At 67.9% G+C, this 21,218-nt stretch carries 24 protein-coding genes and 1 pseudogene; 12 read left to right on the top strand and 13 right to left on the bottom strand.

The window, feature by feature from the left end:
- Nucleotides 1–146: 146 nt before the first annotated feature.
- The 3 genes from AB0J09_RS19005 to AB0J09_RS18995 are packed head-to-tail and all read left to right on the top strand — an operon-like array spanning nt 147 to nt 3,807.
- Entirely contained in the window at nt 147–1,493 is a 1,347-nt protein-coding gene (locus tag AB0J09_RS19005) for a molybdopterin-dependent oxidoreductase (protein ID WP_360692213.1), read from the top strand.
- Nucleotides 1,490–2,002: a hypothetical protein gene (locus AB0J09_RS19000; RefSeq protein ID WP_360692210.1), complete on the top strand. Its 513-nt coding sequence runs from the start codon at nt 1,490–1,492 to the stop codon at nt 2,000–2,002. Before AB0J09_RS19005 ends, AB0J09_RS19000 begins: the two co-directional genes overlap by 4 nt.
- Entirely contained in the window at nt 1,999–3,807 is a 1,809-nt protein-coding gene (locus AB0J09_RS18995; RefSeq protein WP_360692208.1) for a glycoside hydrolase family 15 protein, read from the top strand. Before AB0J09_RS19000 ends, AB0J09_RS18995 begins: the two co-directional genes overlap by 4 nt.
- Nucleotides 3,808–3,977: 170 nt before the next feature.
- Here the strand turns inward: AB0J09_RS18995 and AB0J09_RS18990 are convergent, their stop codons facing one another.
- From AB0J09_RS18990 to AB0J09_RS18975, 4 genes are all read right to left on the bottom strand, one after another.
- Nucleotides 3,978–4,187: a hypothetical protein gene (locus AB0J09_RS18990; RefSeq protein WP_360692205.1), complete on the bottom strand. Its 210-nt coding sequence runs from the start codon at nt 4,185–4,187 to the stop codon at nt 3,978–3,980.
- A 64-nt stretch (nt 4,188–4,251) separates the two neighbouring features.
- Entirely contained in the window at nt 4,252–5,460 is a 1,209-nt protein-coding gene (locus AB0J09_RS18985; RefSeq protein ID WP_360692202.1) for a hypothetical protein, read from the bottom strand.
- A complete protein-coding gene (locus AB0J09_RS18980; protein ID WP_360692199.1) occupies nt 5,457–6,575 on the bottom strand; it encodes a ThiF family adenylyltransferase in 1,119 nt (372 codons plus the stop codon). Before AB0J09_RS18980 ends, AB0J09_RS18985 begins: the two co-directional genes overlap by 4 nt.
- A gap of 1,494 nt (nt 6,576–8,069) precedes the next feature.
- A complete protein-coding gene (locus AB0J09_RS18975; protein WP_360692195.1) occupies nt 8,070–8,825 on the bottom strand; it encodes an SDR family NAD(P)-dependent oxidoreductase in 756 nt (251 codons plus the stop codon).
- 100 nt (nt 8,826–8,925) lie between these two features.
- Here AB0J09_RS18975 and AB0J09_RS18970 point away from each other — a divergent pair, with 100 nt between their 5' ends.
- Nucleotides 8,926–9,801: a helix-turn-helix transcriptional regulator gene (locus tag AB0J09_RS18970; RefSeq protein ID WP_360692192.1), complete on the top strand. Its 876-nt coding sequence runs from the start codon at nt 8,926–8,928 to the stop codon at nt 9,799–9,801.
- 536 nt (nt 9,802–10,337) lie between these two features.
- On the opposite strand, the gene AB0J09_RS18965 is transcribed toward AB0J09_RS18970, so the two are convergent.
- The 5 genes from AB0J09_RS18965 to AB0J09_RS18945 all read right to left on the bottom strand — a co-directional run bounded on the left by AB0J09_RS18965 (nt 10,338) and on the right by AB0J09_RS18945 (nt 13,919).
- Entirely contained in the window at nt 10,338–10,565 is a 228-nt protein-coding gene (locus AB0J09_RS18965) for a hypothetical protein (RefSeq protein WP_360692189.1), read from the bottom strand.
- A gap of 85 nt (nt 10,566–10,650) precedes the next feature.
- Nucleotides 10,651–11,346 (bottom strand): organic hydroperoxide resistance protein, encoded by a 696-nt coding sequence (locus AB0J09_RS18960; RefSeq protein WP_360692186.1) that lies wholly within the window; start codon nt 11,344–11,346, stop codon nt 10,651–10,653.
- Between the two features lie 219 nt (nt 11,347–11,565).
- Complete coding sequence (locus AB0J09_RS18955; protein WP_360692183.1) at nt 11,566–11,820, bottom strand: hypothetical protein; 255 nt, start codon at nt 11,818–11,820, stop codon at nt 11,566–11,568.
- A gap of 97 nt (nt 11,821–11,917) precedes the next feature.
- Nucleotides 11,918–13,357 carry an NAD(P)/FAD-dependent oxidoreductase gene (locus AB0J09_RS18950; RefSeq protein WP_360692180.1) on the bottom strand — a complete coding sequence of 480 codons (1,440 nt, stop codon included), beginning with the start codon at nt 13,355–13,357 and terminating at the stop codon, nt 11,918–11,920.
- A 1-nt stretch (nt 13,358) separates the two neighbouring features.
- Complete coding sequence (locus tag AB0J09_RS18945; RefSeq protein WP_360692177.1) at nt 13,359–13,919, bottom strand: hypothetical protein; 561 nt, start codon at nt 13,917–13,919, stop codon at nt 13,359–13,361.
- 123 nt (nt 13,920–14,042) lie between these two features.
- Here AB0J09_RS18945 and AB0J09_RS18940 point away from each other — a divergent pair, with 123 nt between their 5' ends.
- Nucleotides 14,043–14,741, top strand: a complete 699-nt coding sequence (locus AB0J09_RS18940) for a TetR/AcrR family transcriptional regulator (RefSeq protein WP_360692174.1) — start codon at nt 14,043–14,045, stop codon at nt 14,739–14,741.
- Here the strand turns inward: AB0J09_RS18940 and AB0J09_RS18935 are convergent.
- Nucleotides 14,690–15,145 (bottom strand): hypothetical protein, encoded by a 456-nt coding sequence (locus AB0J09_RS18935; RefSeq protein ID WP_360692171.1) that lies wholly within the window; start codon nt 15,143–15,145, stop codon nt 14,690–14,692. The genes AB0J09_RS18940 and AB0J09_RS18935 overlap by 52 nt on opposite strands.
- Nucleotides 15,146–15,542: 397 nt before the next feature.
- Between AB0J09_RS18935 and AB0J09_RS18930 the strand changes: the two are divergent.
- The 3 genes and pseudogenes from AB0J09_RS18930 to AB0J09_RS18920 form a co-directional block, all read left to right on the top strand.
- Nucleotides 15,543–16,103 (top strand): annotated as a pseudogene (locus AB0J09_RS18930) (SDR family NAD(P)-dependent oxidoreductase); the annotation flags it as partial.
- Entirely contained in the window at nt 16,103–16,708 is a 606-nt protein-coding gene (locus AB0J09_RS18925; protein WP_360692168.1) for a TetR/AcrR family transcriptional regulator, read from the top strand. The pseudogene AB0J09_RS18930 and the gene AB0J09_RS18925, both read left to right, overlap by 1 nt.
- A 54-nt stretch (nt 16,709–16,762) precedes the next feature.
- Nucleotides 16,763–17,035, top strand: a complete 273-nt coding sequence (locus tag AB0J09_RS18920) for a hypothetical protein (RefSeq protein ID WP_360692165.1) — start codon at nt 16,763–16,765, stop codon at nt 17,033–17,035.
- A 433-nt stretch (nt 17,036–17,468) separates the two neighbouring features.
- Here AB0J09_RS18920 and AB0J09_RS18915 read toward each other — a convergent pair whose 3' ends face one another.
- The 3 genes from AB0J09_RS18915 to AB0J09_RS18905 all read right to left on the bottom strand — a co-directional run bounded on the left by AB0J09_RS18915 (nt 17,469) and on the right by AB0J09_RS18905 (nt 18,758).
- Complete coding sequence (locus tag AB0J09_RS18915; protein WP_360692162.1) at nt 17,469–17,951, bottom strand: general stress protein; 483 nt, start codon at nt 17,949–17,951, stop codon at nt 17,469–17,471.
- Between the two features lie 16 nt (nt 17,952–17,967).
- Complete coding sequence (locus tag AB0J09_RS18910; RefSeq protein WP_185069090.1) at nt 17,968–18,258, bottom strand: MerR family transcriptional regulator; 291 nt, start codon at nt 18,256–18,258, stop codon at nt 17,968–17,970.
- Between the two features lie 65 nt (nt 18,259–18,323).
- Nucleotides 18,324–18,758: an Hsp20/alpha crystallin family protein gene (locus AB0J09_RS18905; protein ID WP_360692157.1), complete on the bottom strand. Its 435-nt coding sequence runs from the start codon at nt 18,756–18,758 to the stop codon at nt 18,324–18,326.
- Nucleotides 18,759–18,931: 173 nt separating this feature from the next.
- Here AB0J09_RS18905 and AB0J09_RS18900 point away from each other — a divergent pair, with 173 nt between their 5' ends.
- The 4 genes from AB0J09_RS18900 to AB0J09_RS18885 all read left to right on the top strand — a co-directional run bounded on the left by AB0J09_RS18900 (nt 18,932) and on the right by AB0J09_RS18885 (nt 21,146).
- Nucleotides 18,932–19,123: a hypothetical protein gene (locus AB0J09_RS18900; protein ID WP_360692154.1), complete on the top strand. Its 192-nt coding sequence runs from the start codon at nt 18,932–18,934 to the stop codon at nt 19,121–19,123.
- Between the two features lie 677 nt (nt 19,124–19,800).
- Nucleotides 19,801–20,055 carry a MerR family transcriptional regulator gene (locus AB0J09_RS18895; RefSeq protein WP_360692238.1) on the top strand — a complete coding sequence of 85 codons (255 nt, stop codon included), beginning with the start codon at nt 19,801–19,803 and terminating at the stop codon, nt 20,053–20,055.
- A gap of 134 nt (nt 20,056–20,189) precedes the next feature.
- Nucleotides 20,190–20,345 carry a hypothetical protein gene (locus AB0J09_RS18890; RefSeq protein WP_360692151.1) on the top strand — a complete coding sequence of 52 codons (156 nt, stop codon included), beginning with the start codon at nt 20,190–20,192 and terminating at the stop codon, nt 20,343–20,345.
- 96 nt (nt 20,346–20,441) lie between these two features.
- Nucleotides 20,442–21,146 carry a hypothetical protein gene (locus AB0J09_RS18885; RefSeq protein WP_360692148.1) on the top strand — a complete coding sequence of 235 codons (705 nt, stop codon included), beginning with the start codon at nt 20,442–20,444 and terminating at the stop codon, nt 21,144–21,146.
- Nucleotides 21,147–21,218: the final 72 nt, after the last annotated feature.

The following is a 21,218-nucleotide window of genomic DNA, read 5'->3' as shown; positions in this document are numbered from 1 at the left end:
CACGGTGACGCGGACCGGAAGCGCGTACAGCGCCCCGAGACTGCGAAGAGCAGCCGGACATTGCCGAATGGGTGCCGGGACGTGGCTTTGGAAAGACCGCTTTCGGTAAGGAGACCGACAGCCGACATTGGATTTCGGGGGGATCGGTGCCGGATGCATCGAGTGGGCGCGATCGTGAGGTCAAGCCCGACAAGAAGGGCCGCCTGGCCGCGCGCCTCAGGGGGTGGAGCTGGCCGCCCGGGCCGTTCCGGCCAGAGTTCTGGCGCAGCCCGCTGCGCGGCCCCTGGCTGACCTCTGTGCTCGGACTGATCCTGCTGGCTGGGATCACCATCGTCGCGATCACCGGGTTGGTGTCGTACGCCGCTTACGAGCCGAGACTGCCGGGCAACGACACGACCCCCGGTAGGGGCCTGCTGGGCTTCTACCTGTTCGACTGGCCCACGGACCCGGTCTGGTTGTACCGGGTCACTCAGGGCGCGCACGTCATCGGCGGGCTGACACTGGTGCCGATACTGCTGGCCAAGCTGTGGTCGGTCATCCCCAAGCTGTTCTCCTGGCCCCCCGCCCGCTCCGTGGCGGAGGCCGTCGAGCGGGCCAGCCTGCTGCTCCTGGTCGGCGGCGCGGTATTCCAGTTCGTGACCGGGATCCTCAACGTCCAGCTCTTCTACGTCTTCCCGTTCTCCTTCTACCCGGCCCACTTTTATGGCGCATGGATCTTCCTGGCCGCCTTCGTTGTACACGTCGTCATCAAGCTGCCCCGCGTCATCCACACCCTGCGGACGTACGGCCTGCGCGACTACCTGCGCACCTCTGTGGCGGACACCCGCCCGGAGCCGCCGGACCCCGATGGCCTGGTCGCCGCCGACCCGGCGCCTCCCACGATGTCCAGGCGCGGCCTGCTGGCCTTCGCCGGCGGCGGCTCGCTGGTCATGTTCGGACTGTCCGTCGGCCAGTGCGTCGACGGGCCGTTGCGCCGTACCGCGCTGCTCGCTCCCCATGGGCGCCACTACGGTACGGGTCCCAACGACTTCCAGGTCAACAAGACGGCGGCGAGCCTCGGCGTCACACCGGCCCGGACTGGCGAGTCCTGGCGCCTGGCACTCACCGGACCGAACCGGATGGAACTCTCCCGCGCGGATCTGCTGGCGATGCCGCTGTACACCTACGCCTTGCCGATCGCCTGCGTGGAAGGCTGGTCGACCGTCCAGACCTGGACCGGCGTACGGCTGGCCGACCTCGCCCGCCTCGCCGGGATCCGGACCGGCTCGACAGGTGTCACCGCCAGGTCTCTGCAACTCGGGGGCTATTTCGGTCAGGCCTCGCTCAGTGCCGCGCAGGTCGCCGACCCGCGCTCGCTGCTGGCGCTACGGGTCAACGGCGCCGACCTGTCCCTCGACCACGGATACCCGGCGCGGGTCATCGTCCCCAACGCTCCCGGAGTACACAACACGAAGTGGGTGCGCGAGTTCGACTTCACCCAGGAGCGATCTTGAACGGCCGCAGCCGGTGGACAAGGACCTACGGCGCCCCTTCGTGGCACTTGCTCGCACTCGCCCTCTGTTTTCTGGTCGCCGGCTACGCCGCCACCCGGGTGGTCGAAGTGGGGATCTGGCCGGGCTTTCTGGTGTGGTTCGTGGGGGCCGTCATCCTCCACGATCTGGTGCTGTTCCCTCTTTACTCCGCCGCCGACTTCGCCGCCCGGTCTTCCACCGCCCGTACCCGTCGCCGTGCTCGTACGGCTGCTCGGCGTCGGCCTCGGCCGACGGGGCGGCGGCCGGCTCCGATCAACTACCTGCGCGTGCCGACCGCGTTCTCTGGCCTGCTGCTGCTGGTGTGGTCCCCACTCATCCTCCGCGGCGCCGAGCCCAACTACAGGGCGGCGGTCGGCTTGAGCACCCTCCCTTATCTCAACCGATGGATTCTGGTCACTCTGGTGCTCTTCGCCGCCTCAGCACTGCTCTACGTGCTGCGACGCCTGGCTGCGGGGCGGGTCGGCCGTTGAGCGCCCGGCCGATCGGCGACTACGCGATGCTGTCGGACTGCCGGTCCGCCGCGCTGGTCACGTCCGACGGCTCTGTCGACTGGCTGTGCCTGCCGCGTTTCGACAGTCCGGCGCTCTTCGCCCGGCTGCTGGACGAAGAGGCCGGCTTCTGGACGATCCGGCCGGCATGTCCGGCCGAGGTGACCCGTCGGTACGTCGAGGACACCCTTGTGCTGGAGACCACGTTCCGGACGCGCGACGGCACTTTGGTGCTCCTGGACGCTCTCGCGCTGGGCCGTGGGGAACGTGGGCACGCGCTGGGCACGTCATCCCCCGGCCTGCTCCTTCGCCGCCTCGCCTGCACCGAAGGGCAGGTGCCTGTGGAGATCGTGTATGCGCCCCGGCCCGAGTTCGGGCTCGTCCGCCCGCTGATGCAGCCGGTCCGCGGCGGCCTGATCGCCCGTGGAGGCGCCGACGTGCTCACCCTGTCCAGTCCGGTGGAATTCCGGACCAGTGGTTCGGTCGCGGACGCCGCTCTCACCCTGCGGGCAGGTCAGAACGTCGGTCTGGCCCTGCAGGCCGGCCGGTCCTGGGCGCCCGACCCGCCGCGCCGTACCTCCTGGGCCGTCGCGCGCCGGATCCGCGACAGCGTCGCAGGATGGCGCTCCTGGTCACGCGGGCACGCCGACTACGAGGGACCCTGGCGCCAGCACGTCAACCACAGCGGCCGGGTTCTGCGCGCGATGACCTACGTCCCGACGGGGGCCATTGTGGCCGCGGCCACCACCTCCCTGCCGGAAAGTATCGGCGGGGAGCGCAACTGGGACTACCGCTACACATGGGTCCGCGATGCCAGCTTCACCCTGCACGCCCTGAACACGGCCACCTGCGAGGAAGAAGAGACCGCCTTCTTCACCTTCCTGTCCCGCGCATGCGCGACCCAGGTCGACGCGGACCTGGACCTGCAGATCATGTACGGCATCGGCGGCGAGCGCGACCTGAGCGAACGGCGGCTGCCGCATCTGCGGGGGTGGCGGGACAGCGCCCCCGTGCGGGTCGGCAACGACGCCTGGCGCCAGCGACAGCTCGACGTGTACGGCGAACTGCTCGACGCCGCCTACCGGACCTACCGGGACATCGGCCCGTTCGACCCCCTCACCCGCTCGCTGCTGATCGGAGTGGCCGAGACCGCCGCGCGCCGCTGGCAGGAGCCGGATCAGAGCCTGTGGGAGGTCCGTGGCCCCAGCAGGCACTTCACGCACTCCAAGCTGATGTGCTGGGTGGGACTGGACAGGGCGATCACCCTGGCCCCCGTGCTGGGGGCCGCCTCCCGGGTCGCCGACTGGACGCGCGTCCGAGACGAGATCCACGCCGCGATCCTGACCCACGGCTGGAATGAGCAGGCGGGTGCTTTCACCCAGACGTTCGGCGGCACCCACATCGACGCCGCCACCCTGATGATGCCCCTGGTCGGATTCCTGCCGCCGGACGACCCGAGAATCCGGTCCACCGTGCAGACCGTCGCCACCCAGCTGACCGACGCGAGAGGGCTGGTGCACCGCTACCGTTCCGCCGACGGGCTAGCGGGCCAAGAGGGCCCATTCTTGCTGTGCACCTTCTGGCTCGCTCACGCGCTGGCCCTCACCGGTCAGGACGCCGCGGCCAGGCGGACGTTCGAGACCGCCGCCACCTGCGCCAATGACGTCGGCCTGCTCAGCGAAGAGGCAGACCCCACCACAGGAGAAGCAATCGGCAACTTCCCACAGGCCCTCAGCCACATCGGCCTGATCAACGCCGCCCGCGCCATCGGGGACGCCCGGCATTGAGCTCTGCGCCTGCCGATAATGTCATCCGAGCAGGTCATCCACCTTGTCCGGTTCCTTCTGGCGCGTGCCCTTTCGGCCCTCGAAGAGGGCTGATCGCGGCAGGATGATGACTCGTGCTCTTTCGCCTGGCCTATCTGACCGTCACGAACGCCTTTGCCGCGCTGCGGTTGCTACCGCTGGGGGATAGGGATAAGGACGCCGAGATCCTTGCCCTCCGCCACCAGGTCACCGTTCTCGAACGGCAGCTCGGCGCGGATACCAGGGTGCGGTTCGCTGCCGAGGATCGGGCCTTCCTCGCCGCGCTCCTGACATCGCTGCCCCGCGAGGTACTGTGCCGGCTGCGGCTCCTCGTGCGTCCGGGCACCATCCTGCGCTGGCACCTCTCGACGCTGATGGTTCCGAGTACAAACAGCGCGGTAGCGCTTACTGTCAATCACGTCGACTTTACGGCGCTCTGCCGCGGATCCGGCTCACCAGCCAGATCCCACCCGCGCCGAGCAGCGGGAGGTACACGACGGCGGAGCCCGCGGCGGTGAGCCAGAACTCTGACGTCAGCGGTCCAGCGGACAGGCCGTCTGCCGTCCACACCAGCAGCCTGAGAATCACCGGCAGCAGGAAGTACCCGAAGTACGCTACGGCGGCGAGGAATCCTGCCAGATAGCACCATCGGAAGATGCGGCCGACGCGCACATCGCGGGGATCGGCGGCGTCGAGCTCGGCCGCCTGCTCAGCGGTCAGCCTGCCGAACGCGCGGCGCAGCAGCAGGCTCTTGATCTCCCAGAGGTTTCGGCATCCGGTCGCCGTGACGAGCACGCCGTACAGGTCCGTCCGCATGAACACCATGCACTGCCACAGCATGGTGACGACTTTGAGGTAGATCAGGGTGCCGACCAGCCGACTTGGCTGACCGCCTGCCGCCAGCTGCACGGTCAGCAGGGCGGCGAGGACGACCGAGTCGATCGCCAGCCCGGCGAGCTGGGGCCCGTACCGCTGCCGCCGCGGCACACTCCACAGCTGGGACATGTCGGTCTCGAAGACGAGGAAGTACATCCGCCGGTCGAGCCCGAAGCGCGCCGAGAGTCCGAGCGCGCGGGCACCGAGCCAGTGCCAGATCTCGTGCACACCCGTCAGGACGTACGAGAGCAGGATCGCGATCAGCACGCTGCCGACGTTCTCGCCGACGACGAAGATGTCACCGGCCTGTGGCCACAGGTCCGGCCGTACGGCGAAACAGGCGACGCAGAACGCGAACGTGCCCGCGTAGCAGGCCCATGCGACCGGAGTGAAGAAGATCCGCGCGTGCTGTTGCCGCAACGGCCCCCGCATCCAGCGGCGTTGCTGGAGCGGCGCGGTCGGCCGGAGCTGAGGTGCGGCCGCCTGGTCCCCATCCTCGCCGTCTTCCACGAAGCCCAGCTCCCGCAGGGCGTCGACGAACGCGGCGACGTCGACCGGCTCACCCGCGTGCTGTTCGGCCTCGGCGGCGGCCTCGTCGGTGGTCGCGCCGCGCTGCAGGGCACGGATGACCACCGCACCGACCTGCGGCACGGCGACGAAGGTCCCGGTCTCCGGTTGGCCGACCAGTACGTCGTCGCCTTCCTCGACGAGCGTGATCGGCCGCAACCGAACGTGAGGCCCGGTGCTCCCGGCGTTCATGACGGAACCGAGAGATGCGCGCCCGCCGTACGGCAGAGGGCGCAGTCGGGGTCGGCGGGCCAGGGCTCACGCCGCACCGCGCAGTCGCCCGTGGTCTCCAGGTGGACTCTGACACCCGCGGACTGCGGTGGTTCGTATCGGGCGAGATAGCGCAGGGCCTCCCAGGCGACCAGCGAGCCGATGAGCGAGGCCGCGGGTCCGATGCCGCGGTTGACCCGGGAGAGCTTCGCGGACAGCCGCGTCGCGAGCGCATCGGTTCCCGGCCCCTTCGACTCGGCATCGACCGCCGTCCACCAGCACGCCAGGCACGGCGAGCGGCCCGGGTCGACGGAGTAGTAGAGCAGCTCCGTGCCGATCATGCCCCCGCGTATCCAGGGCACGCCGGCGCGTACGCACGCCTCGTTCACCCAGAAGTCGACCTGGTTGGGCTGGTCGATACCGCCCACGACCAGGTCCACGCCACCGAGCAGATCGGCGACATCCGCCGCCGAGGTGACGTCACGCTCGACGAACCCGACCTCGATGCTCGGGTCGAACTCCCTGATCCACTCCGCCGCCCGCCCTACCTTCGGCGCGCCGATGTCCTTATGCCGGTAGAGAAACTGGCGGGCGAAGTTGCGCGGCTCGACGATGTCGCGGTCGAGCAGGGTCAGGCGGCCGACGCCGAGGCCCGCCAGGTTCTGCAGGACGTTCGAGCCCAGCCCGCCGGTCCCGAGCTGCAGTACGTGCGCGGAGGTGAGGCGGCGCTGGAGCTCGGCGCCGGAAGTGTCGAGCGTGGCCACCAGCTCGAAGTACGCCAGATTGCTGAAGTAGCGCCCGTCGCGGCCGACCGGACCCGGGGCACCCGGACCCGATGCGTCCGCGTCCTCCAGCAGCCGGATCGAGTCCAGCGCGGAAACCGCGTCCTGGAGCTCGGAATGCGCTACCTCGATGCCGGACTCGGCCAACCGCTCGCGCAGCTCGGGCAGGGTGCATGGTCCCTCGGCCAGCGCGGTGAGCAGGGCTTCGGCGTGACCGTCAGGGTCGCCGAGCTCAATCTGCTTACTCGGGTCGCAGAGCACGATCAGCGCGTCACCCTGCCGCTCCCAGACACAGTTCTTCAGCGCGATCCGCACGGCGCGTCCCTTTCTGCCAAGGCGTGGCGACACCGTCGCCACGCCTTGCTTGCAACTCTTCGGGCGGATGACTCAGGGGCCAGGGGAGAACTTCGTCGACCTCACGGACTCGACCTTGCGAATCTCGATCTCCACGAGGCCTTCGCCTCCTCCTGCCGCTCCGGATACAAGTCGTCATAGCGGCCCGCGCGTGGCGGCGGTGTCGTCACACCTTTGCAGCCCATCCCGGGACGAGCGGTTCAGGAGTCACCGGGCCACGAGGTCGACTTCACGGGCTCGACTTTGCGAATCTCGATCTTCACGAGTATCCACCTCCTCACCCTGCCGAATTTCTTGAGGGCACAATAAACACAAATGCCACGATCGGACAACCCCCAAAATTTTCACGCGAGGCTACCGCTGACCCGCGCGCCAGAAGCAAAAGAGCGCAGCTGACCTGCGAAGACTACGACACCCTGGGATCCAGATAACGGGACAGCCGCGGAGTGGAACGGCGCTCGCCGTGCTGTCGACATGACAACGCGTTGATTATGGTTGACAAAATCACTCAATTCGGTCATGACCTTGACCGAGAGCAACTGGTCAGGTCGTTGTGCCAGGGAATGATCCAGGCTGTTGCCGGGAGCCATTGTCGGCCGATCTTCGGTGAAGACGTCGTGACACTGAGCCGGGCCTGCGCGACGACCCGGAAGATGCGGAATTGCGTGGCCAGCGGCAGCGTCGGATCACGCCTGACCGTGGTGCTCGGACCGCCGACGATCGTGACATTTCCGGTGACCTGTGGCCCCCGTCTGTGGGGTCGTGGTTGTGGTGAGGTTGTAGATGCAGTTCGCGGAAAGGCGCAGGGTAGCGGCGCCAAGTCTGTGGGCCGTTGACGGCATTGATGAGTGCGGGCGTACCGCACGGCACGCTGATCGTCTGCGCCTCGGCCACAGGGCCCGTGGCTACTACCACGGCTCCGGTGAGCGTGATGGCGGCCACGCCGTTAGAAACGTCGAACGTCCCCTCATAAAGGTCCCCCAAACCAAGCATTGCCAGTTCAGAAAGTGACGGTGTGGCGGGATCGTTCCGCCACACCGTGCGGGTTCAGCGGGTCCGGGACTGCTCCGTGAGATTTCTGAAGATCCTGACGACTGCCATGTCCGGCTCGGTCTTCGCCGCAGGTGTCGCTCGCCGTGGGCGCTGCTACCTCGGCCGGCGCCGCAGTGCGGCACCTTGACACCGATCCCGTTGCTGGCCGAGTTGACGCGCCGCATGGGCCACTCCTCGACCCGGGCGGCGCGGGTTTACCTGTACGCACGGTAGGAACGGGACAGGGAGATCACCACATCTCTGGGTCTGAGCGGTTGCTCAAACCGGCTTAAGCGGCTGCTTAACTGGGGGGGAGCTGGAGATCCAGTGCGTCTAGCGAACCCGCAGGTCGAACACTGAGGGTGAATATTCGAGCCCCACAGGGTCCGCCCGGCCCCGGCTTGCCGACGCACGCGGCTCTGCTTACGGCTGCGGAGCGTTGAGGGTCTCCACGACCTGGTCGTAATCGCCGCGGGCCTCGCCGTAGCGCAGGAATTTCACGTGTTCGACCTGGATCTCCCTGGCGTCGGGCCGGGTTTCGATCAGGCCGATCACCTCGGTGACGAACTCGTCCAGCGGCATGGCGTGTTCGTTCTCCTCATGGCCGGGCATCAGCGCGGTGCGCACGGCCGGCGGCACGAGCTCCACGACCTTCACCGCGGTATCGGCGAGCTGCAGCCGCAGGGACTCGCTGAGCATGTGGATCGCGGCCTTCGACATGTTGTAGGTCGGCGTGATCCGCAGCGGGGTGAACGCCAGGCCCGAGGAGACAGTCATGATCGTGGCGTCCGGCCGGGTCTGGAGATGTTCGACGAACGCGGCGATGAGCCGGATCGGGCCGAGCACGTTCGTCGTCACGGTGGACTCGGCGGTGGCGAGGAACGAGTCGGGCTTGCGCCAGTCCTCGGCGATCATGATCCCGGCCATCGTCACCAGGACATTGAGGTCCGGGTGGGCGGCCAGCACCTGCCATGCGGCGGCGGTGATGCTCGCCGGGTCCGCGGTGTCGATGCGCACGGTGTCGATGCCGGGGTGCTCGGCCGCGATCCGTTCCAGGAGTTCGGTGCGCCGGCCGCCGACGATGACGGTGTTGCCCTTCGCCTTCAGCGCGAGGGCCAAGGCGAGACCGATGCCGCTGGTGGCACCGGGAATGAAGATGGTGTTTCCGGAGATGTTCATGCCCCGATCCTGCCCGCCTTGCCGGCGCGGGGGCAGAGACCTCTTATCGGGGGATCGGCGATCCCTGGCTTGCCTACGCCGGACGGACGACAATGGAGGTATGGACCGTGCAGCACTGGCCGATTTCCTGCGCCGCCGGCGTGAGGCGCTCCAGCCGGAGGACGTCGCCCTCCCGCCGGGTGCGCGCCGGCGGACCCGGGGACTGCGGCGCGAGGAGGTGGCCCTGCTCGCCGTGATGTCGACCGACTACTACACCCGGCTGGAACAGCAGCGCGGTCCGCAGCCCAGCGAGCAGATGCTGGCCTCGCTCGCCCGCGCCCTGCGGCTGACCGACGACGAGCGCAGCTACCTGTACCGGATCGCCGGGCACAACGCGCCGACGACGCTGTCGGCCCACACGCATGTCGCCCCCGCGCTGCTGCGGGTGCTGGACCGTCTCCACGACACACCCGCGATGATCCTGACCGACCTCGGTGAGGAGCTGGTGCAGAACCAGATGGCCATCGCCCTGCTCGGGGACGCCTCGGGGTACACGGGTCTCGCCCGCAGCTCCATCTACCGCTGGTTCACCGATCCGGCGGCGCGCGCGGTCTACCCCGAGGCCGACCACGAGCGGCACAGCCGTGCCCAGGTGGCCATTCTGCGTTCCGCCCACGGGCTGCGCGGGCCGCGGTCACGCGCCGGTGAACTCGTACGCGCCCTGCGGACGAACACGGAGTTCGCCGAACTGTGGGATCGGCACGAGGTCGCGCAGCGCTTCGAGGACCACAAGACACTCCTGCATCCCGAACTCGGCGCGATCGAGCTGGACTGCCAGGTGCTGTTCACCGAGGACCAGTCCCAGACCCTGCTCGTCCTCACCGCCCCGCCCCGCACCGAGGGCTACGAGAAGCTGCGCCTGCTCTCCGTCCTCGGCCTGAACCGCTTCACGGAGGCGGAGGCGGAGGCAGAGGCCCGAGCGCGGGCGGATCGCTGAGGCCTCCCGCGAAGGTCGCGTCACCTCCTCCGGCAACAGCGCCTCCCATAACGCGATCTGTTGTCCCGAGACTCGCGGCACCGGCCACCACCTCCGGCGGACACGACACCGACCTCATTCTCAACCCGTCATGCCCTCCACCGCTGTGATTGCCGAGGTCGGAAGCACTTACCCTGGAGACTCCTTCAGGGGCAAGTAGCTAATTTCCGTCGGTCACGAACTTGTCGGCGAGTTAAAATTCAAACTCTTCGGGTAGGTCGAAGTGGAATCCCCCTTGCTGCGAAACCTGTCCACCATGTTCGCGAGTTGCGATTCACCTCGCGCCACGAGAGCGACATTGAAGTCGCCCCCTCGTGCGAACTGTTCGCCAATGGCGAATCCGAGCTGCGGCCCCGGCACCTACGATCACAATGGTCGGCACTACTTCTCCTCCGATCAGCTCAAGCTGAGCTCAGCCAGATTTTCAGTGGCGGGTGGGTGGTCATCCGCATTCGTCGGATAGCGACCGCCGCCGAAACCGGACGCCTGCCCGACTGCTACACCTTGCGTGCGTGCGTCAACACGAACGGGCCGTTGACCCGATCACCTACAGGCGTCAACAACCGACCATACTCACGGGCCGCAGTGCGCAGGAGCCGCGATTCCACGACCCAACCATGTTGACGCAGCCATTCGCCGGGATCCGGTCGTGGCCCGGAATTGAGCAGCGATCGGAGGTCGAGACCCAGTGCCTCGGCCTGAGCACGCGCCTCGGGATCCTCCATGCGCTTGAGGAAACCCGGTCGCCGTTACCGAACGATTCGGCCAAAACGGCCGGGCTGACAGTCCACATCAGCCCGGCCACCCGTATCAAGCGACGGTCGCGTCCACGGTCACCGGAATGTTGCCGCGTGTCGCGTTGGAGTACGGGCAGATCGCATGGGCGGCGTCGACGAGCTTGTCGGCCGCCGCCTGCTCCACACCGGACAGTTCGACGTGCAGTGCGGCACTGAGACTGAACCCGCCTTCCGGTGTCGAGTGCACCTGCACCTCGGCGACGACTGCGGAGTCGGTAATCTGGGTTTTCTGCTGTGCCGCGACGGCCTTGAGCGCCGAGTGGAAGCACGAGGCCCAGCCCGCCGCGAACAGCTGCTCCGGGTTGGTCGCACCACCAGGGCCACCCATTTCCTTCGGGATCGCCAGGGAGATGTCGAGCAGGCCGTCGTTGGTCCTCGCACGCCCTCCCGCCCTGCCGTCGCCGTGGATGTGGCAATGCCGAGATAAAGAGGTTTGCTCATGGTATTTACGGTTCCTTTCATTTGCAGCACAACAAGCGACGCGGGGGACGGCGGAGCAGCGCGCAGCCGACCTTGACCGCGCGTGGGGGGTGGTGCGACCCTGCAGGCAATCAGCCTGAATTGCCGAGGTCTTGGGCACGCAGTCTTCGTCGACGGTGTCCGCGAGTGGCGGCGCGACCGGCTCCTGCGCGGACGGTTCGTCGCTGTGGACGTGCTGGAATTGGCAGGTGGCCTGGCTCTCGGCGAGTGTGGGGTCGCACGTGGACACGGTGTCGACCGACCCGGCCAGAAGTGAGATCGCCCAGGTTGAGATGGCGGCAGGCCCCAGCTCTACTTGGCGGCTCCGTACACATCATCGAGGCTTCGCCTACGACCGCGCTACCCATCTTGGTCATCCGCCAGAGAGAAGGCTCACCTGCTCGACCGCTTAAGTGAAGCTAAGAGCGGGTGCCGTTGGAGGGCGTCGGCCACCAGAAGGTGCGCGCCATCAGAGAGCAGGCGCCGTCAGAGGGGGTCGCCGCGTCTCCCCAAACGGCCGCCACATGGCGGAGTGATGGTTCATGATGGGGCCGGGGATGTCGAGCTGGATCCGATGCCACCGTCCGCGCGGGACGATGACGGCGGTGCCGGCCGTCAGCCTGATCTCCTCCTCTTCCCCCTGCCGTCCCGGCCATTCTGGACGGAGGTAGAGGCGGATCTTGCCGATGATGCAGGACACGATCTCCTCGGCCTCGGTGTTCACCTGCCAGTGGTCGGCGTGGACGTCGGCACCGGTCTTGGCGTGGAACGGGGGAGATCTCGTAGGTGGTCGTCAGGGAGAACGGCTCGGGACCCGGTGGTCAGCGGCCGTACGCCTCCAGCAACCGCAGCCACACCTCGTTGACCGTGGGGAACGCCGGAACCGCGTGCCACAGCCGGTCCAGCGGGACCTCGCCGACGACCGCGATCGTCGCGGCGTGCAGCAGTTCTGCGACGTCCGGGCCGACGAGCGTGAAACCGACGATCACTTTCCGATCCTCGTCGACGACCATGCGGGCGTGCCCCTGGTATCCGTCGGCGTGCAGGGCGGATCCGGCGACGGCGCCCAGGTCGTAGTCGACGACGCGGATCCGTACCCCGGCGGTCTCGGCCGCGGCCGCGGTCAGTCCCACCGACGCGATCTCCGGTTCGGTGAAGACTACCTGGGGCACCGCGCGTTCGTCGGCCGTGGCGACGTGCCGGCCCCAGCGGCCGTCCTCGACCGCTTCACCCTTCGCGCGCGCCACGATGACGTCGCCGACCGCGCGGGCCTGGTATTTGCCCTGGTGGGTCAGCAGAACGCGCCGGTTGACGTCACCAGCGGCGTACAGCCACCCGTCACCGATCGGCGCCCCGTCCTCCCCGACCACTCGCAGCGTGTCGTCCACCGTGAGCCAGGCACCCGGCTTCAGTCCGACGGCGCCGAGACCGATGTCCTGGGTGTTCGGTATCCGGCCGATCGCCACCAGAACCTCGTCGGCCTCGACCTGCTCGCCGTCGGTCATCGTGATGTGCACCGTTCCGGCCTCGTCGCGGTGCACCGATGCGGCCTCCGCACCGAGGCGTACCGACACACCGGCCTCCCGCAACGACTCGGTGACCCGCTCGCCGGCGAACGGCTCGGCCAGCGGCAGCACGCCGTCACGGGCCAGCATCGTCACCGAAGAGCCCAGGGCGGCGAATGCGGTCGCCATCTCCGACGCCACCACGCCACCACCGATGATCGCGAGCCGGCCGGGGACCGCGTTCGCGGCAGCCGCCTCCCGGCTGGTCCACGGCGCGGCCTCGCGCAAACCGGGAATGTCCGGCAGCAGCGCGCCGCTTCCGGTCGCGATGACCACCGCATGCCGGGCCGTCAACGTGCCCGGGACGCCGTCGTCGCCGGTCACTTCGACCACGCCCGCGGACACGATCCGGCCTTGACCACGGTGCAGAGCGATCCCGGCCGAATCGAGCCAGCCGACCTGACCGTCATCCTTCCAATGCGCGGCGAAGGAATCCCGGCGGCCCAGCACCGCGGCCACGTTGAGACCGCCGGTCACCGCCTCGCGCGCTCCCGGCACCTGACGCGCCGCCCGCAACGCCGCCGCGCTGCGCAGCAACGCCTTGGTCGGCATGCAGGCCCAGTAGGAGCATTCCCCACCAACGAGTTCGCGCTCGACGATGGCGGCGCTGAGCCCGCCCTGCACCACCCGGTCGGCGACGTTCTCCCCGACCGGGCCGGCCCCGATGACGACGACATCGTAAGTGTTGCCGTCCATGTCAGTTTCCCTTCGCGGTGCGGCCGAGGCGGAAGGCCGAGATGAGGAAGAAGATGCCGCCGGGGATGGCGTAGCCGGCCGCGTTGGTCAGCGTCGGGCTGGCCGCGGAGGCGCCGATGATGAACGACGCGCCGGCGAGTGCGGAGATGCCGCCGCTGATAATCATCGGCCACTGACCGCCCATCTTGCGGCGGGTGACGCCCACGATCAGCTGGACCAGCCCGGCCACGATCGCCCAGGCGCCCCACACGCGCAGCACCGCCGGGATACCGGACGTGCAGGCGATGGCCACGCCGATGGCGGTGATCAGGCTGACCGCGATGTTCATGTACAGCAGGGCAGGTGATCCGGTGGTGCGCGACGCGCGGGCGTCGATGATGGCGGCGGCCACGTCGAACAGCGGGTAGAGCACGAGCAGAGTGACCGCGACCGGACCCAGGTTCGAGGCGGTCGTGAACATCACGAGGGCCCAGACGATGGCGAACGCGAACCGGACGAAGTACAGCCGCCGCAGCACGGACGCGGTCCCGGAAATACCGGGCGAAGCAGCGATGGTGCTCATCGATGTTCCTTTCGGGTGAATGAGCGATGTAGACCGAACGATCTGTCTCGACACAGCATGGCAACCTGCGGCAGAAACTGTCAAGACCGAACGTTCTATCTTCCTATCTGCTAAGGTGGTGGTATGTCCAACCGATCCGAAGGCCGGCCGTCCGAAGCGCGGTCCCGGCTGCTCAACACGGCTACCCGGCTCTTCTACACCGAGGGCATCCACGCCGTCGGCATCGATCGCATCGTCGCCGAAGCGCAGGTGACCCGGGCCACCCTCTACCGGCACTTTCCCGGCAAGGAAGACCTCGTCCTCGCCTACCTGAACGCGACCGACCAGGCCATACGCAGCCGGGCGGACGAGGCCATCGCCGCTGGGCTATCGGCCGCCGAGACCCTCCGGGCCCTCGGCAAGTCCATCGCCCAGGACATCCAGTCCCCCGGCTTCAGGGGATGCGCCTTCCTCAACGCCGCCGCCGAGTATCCCGACCCCGAGTCCCCGGTGCACAAGGCCGTGCTCGCCCACCGCCAATGGTTCCTGGAAACCGTCACGGAACTGCTGGCCAAGATCCAGGAGACCGGCCCCCCGCACGCCGCCCGTCACTTCGTGATGATGCGCGACGGAGCCATGGCCGCCGGCTGCCTGTTCGACCCGGCACTGATCTCCGAGACCTTCCTGCGCGGAGTCGACAGGCTCCTGCAGGTTTATGCCGCCACCGACTACAGCGGACCGGCGGGCCCGGACGACCTTGAGAGAACTTCAACGGACCCGGGGTGGTTCAATCAGGCCCATACCGGCTCTGTCAGGCCGATCGCGAGAACGACGGATTCCTGACTCACCCTCGCTTCGGTGACCGGTGCCGGGCGCCCCGTGTACACGCAGCGCTCAGCCTGCGCCGCGCCCACGCCCTGTCGATCGGCGCGACAGAACAGGACCATAAAGCCGACGGGCACACCGTCCGCCAGGTATCCGCCATGCTGACTCAGGCAGACCAGCAGTTCGCCCAGGGACCACACGAGCGCGATCCGGCCTGGGTCGCCCATCTCAGCGAAGCTGAACTGGCTGGAGAAGGCGGCTTGTGCTGGCGCGGGATCGGCCAGTTCCAGCGCGGCATCGCCGCCCAGCAGCACGCGATGGCCGGCTTCGGCAGTCGCTACCCGCGTTCCGTTCAGCTCACCCGGACCAGCCTGGCCGAAGGCCACCTCGGCATGGGCGAGATCGAGGCGGCCATGGACCACGCCCGCGTCGCCGTCGAGTCAGCCAAGGACCTTGCTTCCGCCCGCACAACCGCCCACCTTCGTCACCCACCTGCAGCCCTACCGCGACAACCGCCACGTGCAAGACTTCACCGACTTCCTACACGCCGAAACCGGCCGATCTGCCACACCTACAGCCGTTTGATCCATACGAACCAGGCAGCTCACGAAGACGATGCTTCGTGGAAGAGTAGAACGCAGCGATCATGAGCACGGTGAGGCGCTCACCTCCTGGCTCGGCCGTCTCACCGGGGTGTTACGGCCTGTCGGTCGAGCAGTTGCTGACCCATAACCTCGGCTTGGCGTCGGCGCGGTTCGACCGCAGCACAGACCTGGACTACCACACGCCCACGATCATTGTGCACGCGCTCGCCGCACGCCGCTGGCCGAGGTGCGGCGGCAGTTCGAGGTCAACGTGTTCGGGACGGTGGCCACCCTGCAGGCGGCGCTGCCCCACATGCGCCGGCGCCGCCGCGGGCACCTGATGGCCGTCACCTCCATGGGCGGGCTCATGGCCGTGCCCGGCATGTCCGCCTACTGCGGCAGCAAGTTCGCCCTGGAGGGCATCCTCGAGGCGCTGGGCAAGGAGGTCGCGCAGTTCGGGATCCACGTGACAGCGATCGAGCCCGGCTCCTTTCGTACCGACTGGGCCGGACGGTCCATGTCACGTGCCGCGCACACCATCGACGACTACGACACGCTGTTCAACCCCATCCGCGAAGCGCGGCAGAAGGCGAGCGGCAACCAGCTGGGCAATCCGGCCAAGGCCGGGGAGGCCGTCGTGCACATCACGTCGGTCGACCGGCCGCCGGCCCACCTCGTCCTGGGCTCGGACGCACTGCGGCTGGTCACCGCCGCGCGCACGGCCGTGGACAAGGACATCCGTACGTGGGAGGCGCTCTCCCGTACGACCGACTTCGCCGAGGGCGCTCAGCTCTGATGCCCGGCGACCACCCCGCGCGGAGCCGCCGCAGCACCGAACGCAAAGGCGATGTCAGGGAGCGGGCCATCCTCGACATCTGCGAAGCTCTGCTGGCGCAGAAGGGCTACGACGCCATGACCGTCGGCGACATCGCCCAGGGCGCAGGCATCACCCGCGGCGCCCTGTACTTCTACTTCGGCTCCAAGCAAGAAGTAGTCACGGCACTCGTGGCCAGGACCGTTGAGCACCTGTGGGAGCGCTCGCGGGCCACCGCGGAGACCGACGATCCGCGTCAGGCCATCGCCGCGGCCATGCAGCGCACGGTCGAGCTGTGGAACGAGCACGGCCTGGTCATGCGCACGGCGATCGACCTGTCGTTGACCGTGCTGGAGATCGGCGAGCTGTGGAGCCATACGGCCGACTTGTTCATCGCGGCCATCACCGCCGTCCTGGAACGAGCCGGCGTTCCGATCGGCACCGAGCCAGAACAAGCGCCGGCGATGGCCCGCGCCCTGTGCTGGATGATCGAGAGGACCTTCTACCACGCCTCGCAGGACTCCCACGAGGAGTTGCAGAAGGCATCGTCGACCTGCGGGCTGATCAGCGCCGGCCTGACCACCTGACCCTGCGCCTGCCGAAAACTCCGTCCACGCAGGTCAAGCGGCATATGAGTACTCGTGGAAAATCCCGCCGAGCCGATCTCGCCGGCGTATGTTCAGGTCGTCTATTCGCTTCGGATCAGTGATCGGATCCGGGATGGTACGCAGCGGAGCTGCTTGGTTCAGGGCCTGACGGGCTCGGTGCTGGTTGTAGAAGCGTTCGTACTCGCGCAGGGCGTGCCGAAGATGGCGTTCGTTCCATACGAGGCAGCGGTCGAGAAGCTCGTGACGGCACGACTGCCACCCACCGCTCCATCATCGAGTTCATGCGCGGCATCCGAACACCGGTGAGCACCGTCTTGATGCCGGCCTCGGCGAGGACCTCATCCATGAGCGCAGGGAACTTCCCATCCCTGTCACGGAGCAGAAAGCGTGCCCGGCAGCCCGCATCGCCCAGGTCCATCACCAGGTTCTTTATCGCCTGGATGGCCCAGTTTGCGCTCGGGCGCGCGGTGGTGCCGAGCACGCGGACGCGCCTGGTGGCGTCATATGGCGGGCGCCACACGAGGCCCCCACATGGCCATGACCTGGGCGGATGTAAGTGTCGGCAGGCGCAGAGTTGGCCCGCCTGGGCTACAGGATCGCGGCCTCCACGGTGTGGGAGATTCTGCACGCCGGCGGGAACAGCCCCGGACGGGCTGACCCCGTCCGGGGCTGTTCCCGCGTACGATGTCTCGCCGGGGCCCGATGAGGCACGGACATCGGCAGGGAGGCGCCTGCCGGCTCAGCCGGTGCGCCAGCCGTGCTTGATCAAGAGGTTGCGCGCGTCGTCGGCGATGGCCACGTCGGCCACGACAGCGTAGCGGGCGGCTACCAGCGACTGGTTGGTCAACAGGTCGCCTCGGCCGCGCGCGGCCCAGCACGCGGTCACGCCGAAGGCGGCGCCGAGCAGCGCGCCGAAGGCCATCCCCGCCAGCAGCGCCGCCCCCGGGCCCGCGACCAGTAGGACCATCAGGCTGGAAGGCAGGCCAAACCAGGCGCCGAGCGCAGCGCCCATGCCCGCCGCACGGGGAGTGGTCATCCGGCCCAGAACGTTCTCCATCAGGCGCAGGTTCTTCCCGACGATGCCCACTCGGTGCGCCGGAATACCGTTGTCGGCCAGGATGGCGACCGCCTCACGGGCCTGTTCGCAGGTGTCGTAGGAGCCGACCACCGGCCGGTCGCCGCCCGCGGCCGCAGATGCGATCGCCGGAGCGGTCTCGATCATGGCAGGTGCCTCCTTCCTAGGTGGGTCGCTTCAGGGCCGCACGCAGTTCGCGGACTTCCTGCTCCAGTTCGAGGATGCGGCGGATGGCGTTGAGCGTCATTCCCTGGCCGGTCATCGTGGTGACGTGCTGCAGCAGCCCGATGTCGTGGCGGGAGTAGCGGCGCTGCCCGCCGGGGGAGCGGTGCGGGCTGACCACGTCGTGCTGGTCGAGCCGGCGCAGGAAGGCCTGCTGCACCTGCAGCATCTCCGCGACCTGACCCAGGGAGTACAGCGGGGCGTGCTCATCGTCGAACGGCATGCCGGCCATCCGGACCTCCTCTCGAATGGCAAGGGCGGGCCCGTCGGCACCCGCCCTTGCCATGGACGTGCGTATCAGGCCCGGATGGCCTTGACGTCGCCCTGCTGGATCTCGACCTTGCGGGGCTTGGCTCGCTCGAGCACGGGGATGCGGACCTTCAGCACGCCGTTGGCGTACCCAGCGTCGATCTTGTCGCTGTCGAGGTACTCCGACAGGTAGACGCGGCGGGTGAAGGTGCCCATGGGGCGTTCGCGGACGAAGACCCGCTCGCCCTCGGGGATCTCCTCCTCGCGGCGAGCGCTGACGCTCAGCACTCCGCGGTCGACGGTGACCTCGATGGACTCGGGGTCGATGCCGGGCAGGTCGAACGTCAGCAGCACGTCGTCGTCGCGGCGCAGGCCGTCCATCGGCATGAGGGCGTCCGTGCCGGTGCCGAAGGTCCGGCGGGCCAGCTGGTCGAACTGGCGCTCGAACTCCTGGATGAACGGGTCGAGGGATGTGAGCAGCATGTCCAGCTCCCTTCGCGAGCTCTCCGAGAAGAACTTCCAACTTGGTTCGTATGTTAGCTACACCCATGAATGGATGCAAGCTGCCGAACGACGTTGAGGTGCCTCGGATGGACCGGGCGAGAAGAAGGGTTTGACACGAGCATCAGGCCCCGGCCATCGGAGAACTATGGGTCATGGAGATCAAGGATCGTCAATCCGGCGCGATCAAGCTGACGAAGATCGAGGCCGCCCAGGAGCCGTGCCCCGTCGTGGTCCTGGTCGTGCTCGCCCGTCGCCATCACCTCACCCCCGGCTCTGCCCGCTTTCACATCGATCACGTGGCATGGCGGCAGGTTCTTGCCTCAAAAGCGAAAGAAAATCTGTAGTCGCCACGGTAGACATTCGCGCTGTGGGCGGCTAGAGTTCCTGACATCGCAAGGGACGGATCCACGAGGGCAGCGCAGCACGAGCACCACGATGGGGCTGCCCGGACGGACGTGGACAGCAGTACAGAAAACAGCAGTACAGGACGAGGTAGAGGGCAGAAGGTCGGACTGCCGCGGCCAGTGTGGTTGAGCAAGAGGGCCGGGGCGGTGGACGCGCTGCCGCTTGCAGGAAGTCGGCGCCAGCGGTCGGGGTGCCGAGGTACGGATAACTGGAAGGGAGTGTTGAACGCCATCAGGATCGCCCGTCGCCGGCCGCATGTCGCCGCACGGGTACCGCAGCTCCACGAACAGGACGGTGGTCTACGGTCACGCTTACGCGATCCCCGCACCCCCGCATCGGGCGGCTGGTGCGGCATAAGTGAACCGCCCCTGCAGCACGCAGGCAGGGCCGGTCGATGGTGTTAAACCTCTGGGCCCCGGCGCATCATGCCGCCGGGGCCCCTGTTCGCATTCGGGAAGGTTGAATGGATCAAACACCTCAGGCAACGGTCACCGCCTCCAGGCAGGAGCGGCCCCGCCCCACCGGCGCTCACCCAGCCGATCACCCGGTCCAGGCGGTCGAAGCGGTCGGCAGTCTCGGGCAGCGGCTCGATGACGAGGACTATCCCGCCTACAGCATGGGCCGGGCCGCCGAGATCCTCGGCGTCACCCCGGCGTTCCTGCGCAGCCTCGGCGCCGCCAAGCTGATCGAGCCGCTACGCAGCGAGGGCGGGCACCGCCGCTTCTCCCGCTACCAGCTGCGCCTGGCAGCCCGCGCCCGCGAACTCATCGACGCCGGCACCCAGCTGGAAGCGGCCTGCCGCATCATCATCTTGGAAGACCAGCTCGCCGAGGCGCTGCGCATCAACGAAGAACTCCGCCAGCGCCACTGACCGCTTTCGGCCCCCGGCCACACCCGGGGGCATCAGGACCGGCCGCGCCCGAAACGCCGGGCAGCCCCACGACAGCGAGGCCCGCGCGGCGTCGGCCGTTGAAGCTGACCGCCCTTCTCCGAGAAAGACGTCCCGTGACCGAGGACCACGGCTCCCCCGAGCGCTTCACCGTCTCCATCGCCGTGCACGAGGACTACATCGTGGCGCGCGCGGCCGGCGAACTCGACTACCAATTCGCCGATCTGCTGCACCACCAGGTCAAAGACTCCTGGCAGTGCGTCTGCCGATAATTCCATCTGCCCAGGTCTTGGCCCTGTTGTAGTGTTCTGCGCAACATCCATGATCTTCAGCCGCCGCAGGGAAGCCATGCGGCATGTTGATCGGCTGTGCTTCTCCGCCTGGCCTATCTGACCGGCACGAACGCTTTCGCGGCGCTGCGGTTGCTGCCGATGGGTGTTCGGGACAAGGACGTCGAGATTCTCGCCCTGCGTCACCAGATCACCGTCCTCGAACGGCAACTCGTCCCCGATGTACGGGTGAGGTTCGCCCCCGAAGACCGCTTCTTCCTGGCGGCGCTCCTGACCTCACTGCCCCGAGCCGCCCTGCGTCGGCTGCGGCTTGTCGTCCGCCCAGACACCATCCTGCGCTGGCACCGCGAGATCGTGAAACAGCAGCATGCCCGTACCTGCTGGCCGGAGAGGCGAGGGCGCCCACCCGCAGTCCGCTCCATCCGCAACCTCATCCTGCGCCTGGTCCGAGAGAACCCATCCTGGGGATATCGGCGCGTACACGGGGAGCTCACCACACTCGGCCTCAAGATTGCACTATCCACGGTCTGGGAGATCCTTCAACAGGAAGGCATCGACCCAGCACCCGAGCGAGCCTCCACAACCTGGGCCGACTTCCTACAATCACAAGCCGATGCACTCCTGGCCTGCGACTTCATCGAAACCGTCACCCTCAACGGACAGCGCCACTACATCCTCGCCGTCATCGAGCACGCCACCAGGCGCATCCACATGCTTGGCACCACCACTCACCCCACCGCGGCGTGGGTGACCCAGGCGATAAGAGTGCGTTCCGCGAGCTGATGTCCCTTTCGTCGTTGGGGTTGGGTTAGGCCTGCTGGTCGGAGACCCGCCGTTCGGACTATGGGCGCGGCT

The organism is Nonomuraea sp. NPDC049784, assembly GCF_040659615.1.
Taxonomy (GTDB): Bacteria; Actinomycetota; Actinomycetes; order Streptosporangiales; family Streptosporangiaceae; genus Nonomuraea.
The sequence above is the reverse complement of the archived record's forward strand: the minus strand, read 5'-3'. Positions and strand labels throughout refer to the sequence as shown.